This is a genomic window from Bradyrhizobium sp. RP6 (assembly GCF_003837805.1).
In the GTDB taxonomy this organism is placed as follows: Bacteria; Pseudomonadota; Alphaproteobacteria; order Rhizobiales; family Xanthobacteraceae; genus Bradyrhizobium.
Window position 1 is genome coordinate 119,584 of record NZ_RQIT01000021.1, and the last position, 6,485, is coordinate 126,068.

Here is a 6,485-nt window from a genome sequence, read left to right on the forward strand (position 1 = left end):
TTGCGCCCATGGACGAGCGACGCAGCAAATCGAGGCACCGCGTGCTGAAGGCCGGAACCATCGAGTTCGGCGGCGGTGCGATCGACTGTACCGTTCGCAATCTCTCCGATACCGGCGCCGCACTCGACGTCACCAGCCCAGTCGGCATCCCCCAGTATTTCACTCTGTTCGTGCAGGCCGACGGAACGCATCTGTCCTGCACTGTGGTCTGGCGCAAGGAAAAGCGGATCGGGGTGAGGTTCGGATGACGCTCGCCGTGTGACGCGCGCTTGTCCGGGACGACGGCCATTTCAACTCACGCCGCTGCCTGCTCGCCCCGCCGGGTTGCCAGGATCTTGTCGATCCTCCGTCCGTCGAGATCGACCACCTCGATGTGCCAGCCGCGGAAGTCGAAGGCGTCGCCGGCGTTGGGCAGCGCGTTGAACTGTTGCAGCACCAGGCCCGCCACCGTGTTGTAGCGGTGCGGCGGCAGTTCGACGCCGAGCAGCTCGCCGAATTCGTCGACCGGCATCCAGCCGGAGATCAGCAGCGAGTCGTCGGCGCGCCTGACATAGGCCGGCTCCGGCGGCCCCGCCTCGGAATGGAAGGCGCCGACGATCGACTCGAGGATGTCGGCAGCCGTCACCATGCCTTCGAAGGCACCGTATTCGTCGTAGACGAGGCCGACGTGAACCGGAGCAGCTTTCAGGATGGTCAGCACGTCGCGCGCATCTGCCGACACCGGAATGCCCGGTGCCTCGCGCACGAGCGCGCGCAGGTCCGGCGTGCGCTCGTCCATATAGGCAACCAGCAGGTCCTTGGCCTGGAGCACGCCGATCGGCTTGTCGCGGTCGCCGTCGCAGACGGGAAAGCGCGAATGCGGGCTCTTGGCGATGATCTCCCGGATGGCGGCCGGATCGTCGTTCAGGTCGATCTCGTCGACCTCCGTGCGCGGCGTCATGACCGCGCCGACCGGCCGGTCGCCGAGCCGCATCACGCCGGCGATCATCTCCTTCTCTCCAGGCTCGAGCACGCCCGCGCTCTCGGCCTCACGGACGAGGTGATGGATCTCGTCCTCCGAGACCTTTTCCTCCGTCTTGCCGCCGCGGCCGAGCAGCGCGAGGATCAGCTTTCCGGAGAGGTCGAGCAGAAAAACAAGCGGCAGCGATATCTTCGCAAGCGTGTGCATCGCGGGCGCGACGCGGACCGCGATGCTTTCGGGATCGCGTAGCGCCACCTGCTTCGGCACCAGCTCGCCGACGATCAAGGTCGCATAGGTGATGAGCGTGACCACGAGCCCGACCCCGACGATGTCGGCAATGCCCTTGGAGAGGCCGAGCTCGAGCAGCCATTGCGTCAGCCGCTGCCCGAGCGTCGCGCCCGAGAACGCGCCGGAGAGCACGCCGACCAGCGTGATGCCGATCTGCACCGTCGACAGGAACTTGCCGGGATCGGCTGCCAGCGTCTGCGCCCGCTCGGCGCCGCGCACGCCCTTGGCCGCGAGCAGCGACAGCCGCGCCGGACGTGACGAGACCACGGCCAGTTCGGACATCGAGAGCAAACCGTTGATGACGATCAGGATGACGACGATGACGAGTTCGAGCGAGAGCATTGACCTTCCGGAGGTAAGTAAGTGTGTCACAGATGACGCCAAGCCATCTCGATATAGGTATTCGGTGAGGAGATGCTGCCAATTCCGCGCATTCGGGCACCGAAGGGAACTGGCGTCCGGCAATGTTCCCGAGGCCTCCGCGACAACCTGACACTCAGCGGAACTACGGACGTTGCTTAACGCCCCCTTAGTGGCCGCCCGCTAGATTTTCGACATTGCAGAAATAAATTCGGGGAAATCAGGATGCGGGTCGGGAAGCTTTTCGCACTGTCGATGCTGACGGTGACGGTATTTGCAGTCATCCTTGGCGCCGAGGTGCTGATCCCTCAGACCCGAATCTTCACGAACCGCTCCGATGCGATCAAGACCGTCGATGCCTTTGGTGCGACGCTGATGGCCAGCCAGCACGTCGCCAGCCTTCGCGCTCCCTACATCGGACCTATCTTCCAGGAAGGCGCTGCGACGCAGGCACAGCTCGATGTCGCCACCAAGGCTGCGAAAACTGCCGAGGCCGGCTTCGAGGCCGCAAGGCGCGCCGTCATGGTGCTGGACGACGGCGGCGCGATTGCCGAGAATCTCGACCGTGCTGCGCGACGGTTGAAGGAGATCACCACCGCGGCAGATCGCGCGATGAGCGTTCCCCTGGCGGCGCGCGACAGCGCCGCGACGAAGGGCTTCCTGCCCGGCGTTGCCGAGGTCATCGGCCACATCGAACCGGTCATGAACCGGCTCGAGGCGAAAATCATCAATGCCGATTCCTCGCTTGCGGCGCTGTTGAGCCTGGCGCGAACGGCGCAGGATCTGCGCGTTTCGGCCGGCAGTCGCGCGGCCACGCTGTCCCCGGCGCTCTCTGCACGCCGCCCGCTCACCGCGGCTGAACTGTCGCTGATGGACCGCATGCAGGGACGCGTGGAGGCCGACCGCGAGCGCATCGAGGCCGGTATCGACCAGCTCGGAAATCCCTCCCGCATCGCTGCCGCGCTGAAGGCGGCGACGGAATCCTATTTCGGACGAGCTGCGGTTGCCGTGGACAAGGAGATGCCCGCGGCGCGGAGTGACGGCAAATACGGCGCCACCGCCGACGAGCTGGCGAAGGTCATCGTGCCGGCCATCCAAATGTTCTACGGCGTACGCGACGCCGCGTTGGCGGAAGCAGGCGAGCGCGCCGCGGCCGCGCGCGACGGCGCGCTGGCGATGCTCGCGCTCGCCGGTGTCGCCGTGTTGGCGCTGCTCGGGACGCTCGGTGGCGTGACCATGATGCTGCGCAGGCGCGTGGTGACGCCGCTCGGCCGGATCGCCGACGTGATCGGAGCGCTCGCCGCCGGGCAGCATGATGTCGAGATCCCGGCGACCGGCCGCAACGACGAGATCGGCCAGGTCGCGGGCTCGCTCCAGCACTTCAAGGATTCGTTGCTAGCCAAGAAGGCCGCCGACGAGGCGGCCGCGGCCGAAGCCGAGGCGAAGCTCCGGCGCAGCCAGCGCGTCGACCAGATCGCGCGCGAGTTCGAAGCCATGATCGGCGACGTCATCAACACCGTCTCGTCGGCCTCCTCCGAGCTGGAAGCGTCCGCGGGAACGCTGACGAGCACGGCCGAGCAATCGGAAAAGGTGACCGCGACCGTCGCGGCTGCCTCCGAACAGGCCTCCACCAACGTGCAGACCGTCGCTGCGGCGGCCGGGGAGATGGCCTCGTCGGTCGACGAGATCAGCCGTCAGGTTCAGGATTCCGCGCGCATCGCCGGCGAGGCGGTGCAGCAGGCGGGGCGGACCAACGATCATGTCGGCGAGTTCGCCAGGGCCGCGGGCCGGATCGGGGACGTCGTCGAGCTCATCAGCCAGATCGCGGGTCAGACCAATCTTCTCGCCCTCAATGCCACCATCGAGGCGGCGCGCGCCGGCGAGGCCGGCCGCGGCTTTGCCGTCGTCGCCTCCGAGGTCAAGGCGCTGGCCGAGCAGACCGCCAAGGCCACCGGCGAGATCAGTCAGCAGATCTCGGGGATCCAGACGGCGACCGAGGACTCCGTCGGCGCCATCAAGGCAATCGGCGACACCATCACACGCATGTCCGAGATCGCGTCGGCAATCGCCTCGGCGGTCGAGCAGCAGGGCGCGGCAACGCGGGAGATCTCACGCAACGTGCAGCAGGCGGCGCGCGGCACCCAGCAGGTCTCCGCCAGCATCGTCGATGTGCAGCGCGGCGCGAGCCAGACCGGATCGGCCTCCTCCAACGTGCTCGCGTCGGCCAGATCGCTGTCCGGTGAGAGCAGCCGCCTCAAGGTCGAGGTCGGAAAATTCCTCGACGCGATCCGCGCGGCGTAGAATTTGAACACCTCTTCCTGCCGGGGACGCAATCGCATTTGAAGATCAGCTTCCCAGCGGCGCATCCTTAGACGCCCGCCTACGGCGGGCCCTCAGGATGAGGGTGGGGTGCGCGGCAGCAATATCCGTTGGCACCGATGCTGCTTAGCCTGTTCCTGAGACCGCGAAGCGGTCGTCTCGAAGGACGAGGCGCGCGCACCGCAGTCGCGTTGCGCTCAGAACTCGCCGTGCAGCCGCCCCGAAAACACCGACACCGGTCCGCGATCGGCGTTGTAGGCGGGGTTGACGATGAGCTGGTAGTCGGCGGTGAAGGTCAGCGCCTTGTTCAGCGCGTAGGCGTAATAGGTCTCCAGCACGCGTTCGCGACGGTAGTTGAGGCGGCCATCGCCGATCAGCGGGCCGAGACCACCGGCGGCGATGAAATCGCGATGATCCTGCGACAGGGCGTTGACGGCGCCGGCAATGGCGACGACGTCGTCGGGCCGGCCCCAACTCGCTCCCTTGACCGAAACGCCACCGGACAGGCTGCGATCGATGTCCGTGAAGGCCATGATCTCGTTGCGGCCGTCGTTCCAGCTCCAGCGACCGAACATGCCGATATCGTCGGTGATGGCCTGTTCGAGATTGAGCGCGTAGCCGTATTTGAGGCGGCCGCGGCGAGTCTGGCTGATATCCACGCCGAACGCGGGATTGTCCAGCGTCTGCCGATAGCTGCCGGAGAAAGCGCTGTTGACGAAGCCGAGCGTGCGCAGCTTGCCGGGCTGGCCAAACAGTGAATAGCGCAACTCGAGCTCCGCGACGTACTCGCCGCGACGGCCGATATTCATGTCGAAATTGTTGGAGTTGGAGACGGCATCCATCAGGAAGTAGCCGCCGCGCAGCGCCCATTGCTTCTGGTTCAACTCGGCGGTAGCGCCATAGCCGAGGCCGAGCTTGTCGGCGGCATAGTCGAAGGCGCCGGACGCCCAGATCGACCAGTTCATGAAATCCTTGCGCGGATCATGCGCGTAGGCATTGCCGTCGAACACGTCGACCACCGAGAACTTGCCGACCTGCAAGGTCAAACGCGAGACGTCGACCTTGCTGGCGAGCTGAAGCTGGCCGCTGGCCAGCTCCTCCTGCTCGCCGCCGAAGCCGAAGGTGTGCCGCACGAACAGCCGCGAGGCGTTGAAGTGCGGATAGGGGAAGCCGGACTTCTGCGCCTCGCCGTTGGGGAAGCCCGCGGCGCCCGTCGTGTTGTTGAAGCCGAAGCCCTGGAGCAGCTCGGGATTGAAATAGACCTCGCCGCCGTCCCACAGCCGCGCATTCAGATAGAGCGAATTGCTCCAGGTCTGCTGAAAATCCGGCGACGGCAGCAGGCTGTTCGGTCCGGTATAAGGCGCGTGGAACGCGGGGTAGCCCTGCCCGAGCACGGTCGACTGGCCGTGAATCTCCCAGCGGCTGGATTCGGTGTCGGTGACGTCGGATTTCGGGTCGTAGGTCGGCACGCCCGGCCAGTCGATCTTGCGATTGAGGCCGATGCGCAGGCTGTGAAAATCCATCGACGACGAATATTGCCCGCCGGAGGGGAAGGTGACGCTGGCGTTCTCGAACTTGCTGTAGAGATACTCGAGCCGCGCGCTCCAGTGCGGCGCGAAAGCGTATTCGGCGCCGCCGCCGGCAGTCCAGCCGAACCGCGTGTGCAGCACTTTCTCTTCAACGCCGCCGGTCGGCGTCGAGAGAAATCGCTCGCCGGCAAACGCCGCGCCGCCCGTCGCGTAAAACAGCCAGTTGCCGCTGGTGTAGCCGAGCCGCGCGCGCAGGCTCGCGACATAGTCCCAGCGCTCCTCCGCGCTCGAGAGCGCGGTCGCCGCCGATGACACGACGTGATTGGAGGGGAGGTAGTTCGGGAAGGAGATATCGCCTTCGACGCCGAGCAGGAAGCCTGAATTGAGGCGCCAATTGTAGCCGGCCTGGACGCCTCCGGTCATGCCGTTGAACACGTGATCGTCGGTCGCGACCGTGGGATCGGCAAGAGTCGCCGCGGATGTGCCGCGGGTGAAGCCGACATGCGCGCCGATATAGAGGCCGGTCCAGTCATAGACCGCCTTCAAGGCCGGGGCCTTCAGCGGCAGATCAGCCGTTTGGCCGATGGCGGGGAAAGCCACCATGCCCGCGGCAATTGCCGTGGCCGTCCGCAAGTACCTGTAACGGTGACCTCTCAACGTCAAAACGCACGCCCCCAAACGCGAATGTATTCCATCTGCCGCGATATCACTGCCGATTCGCGGCACCCCTGTCATCAGGCCCCGGTCGTCCACGCGATCCGATGCGACCTTAGTCCCAAGTTCCCGAGTCCAGTTGCAAGGCTTATTGCTATTAATTCGCAATTGCAACTGAGTAGATCGTTGCAGGTGGATGCTTCGCACTGCTTTGTGACGGGGGTGCAACAACTGCCTAAAGCGCGGATGGGTTTAGGAGAGTGCTCGTCGCGCTTTAGGCTATTGTTTGAGCACGATCTTCTCGGAAAACCGCGGCGCACTTTTCCGGATCATGCTCCGGGATTCAAAATATGGATGACCCCGCCCGGGGGGAC

4 protein-coding genes are annotated in these 6,485 nt (G+C 65.5%); 2 read left to right on the forward strand and 2 right to left on the reverse strand.

Going from position 1 to position 6,485, the window contains the following annotated elements:
• Positions 1-8: 8 nt before the first annotated feature.
• Complete coding sequence (locus tag EHH60_RS29130; RefSeq protein ID WP_124162816.1) at positions 9-248, forward strand: PilZ domain-containing protein; 240 nt, start codon at positions 9-11, stop codon at positions 246-248.
• Positions 249-295: 47 nt separating this feature from the next.
• On the opposite strand, the gene EHH60_RS29135 is transcribed toward EHH60_RS29130, so the two are convergent.
• Entirely contained in the window at positions 296-1,591 is a 1,296-nt protein-coding gene (locus tag EHH60_RS29135; RefSeq protein ID WP_124162817.1) for a hemolysin family protein, read from the reverse strand.
• A 243-nt stretch (positions 1,592-1,834) separates the two neighbouring features.
• On the opposite strand from EHH60_RS29135, the gene EHH60_RS29140 reads away from it, so the two are divergent.
• Positions 1,835-3,910: a methyl-accepting chemotaxis protein gene (locus EHH60_RS29140; RefSeq protein ID WP_124162818.1), complete on the forward strand. Its 2,076-nt coding sequence runs from the start codon at positions 1,835-1,837 to the stop codon at positions 3,908-3,910.
• 215 nt (positions 3,911-4,125) lie between these two features.
• Here the strand turns inward: EHH60_RS29140 and EHH60_RS29145 are convergent, their stop codons facing one another.
• Positions 4,126-6,060, reverse strand: coding sequence for a carbohydrate porin (locus EHH60_RS29145; protein ID WP_245454617.1), 1,935 nt, complete (start codon positions 6,058-6,060; stop codon positions 4,126-4,128).
• Between the last annotated feature and the right edge of the window lie 425 nt (positions 6,061-6,485).

What these genes read in the sequence shown, in the direction of transcription:
- EHH60_RS29130 (WP_124162816.1), top strand. Translation starts at nt 9, where the DNA reads ATGGACGAGCGACGCAGCAAATCGAGGCACCGCGTGCTGAAGGCCGGA.
- EHH60_RS29135 (WP_124162817.1), bottom strand. Translation starts at nt 1,591, where the DNA reads ATGCTCTCGCTCGAACTCGTCATCGTCGTCATCCTGATCGTCATCAAC.
- EHH60_RS29140 (WP_124162818.1), top strand. Translation starts at nt 1,835, where the DNA reads ATGCGGGTCGGGAAGCTTTTCGCACTGTCGATGCTGACGGTGACGGTA.
- EHH60_RS29145 (WP_245454617.1), bottom strand. Translation starts at nt 6,060, where the DNA reads ATGGTGGCTTTCCCCGCCATCGGCCAAACGGCTGATCTGCCGCTGAAG.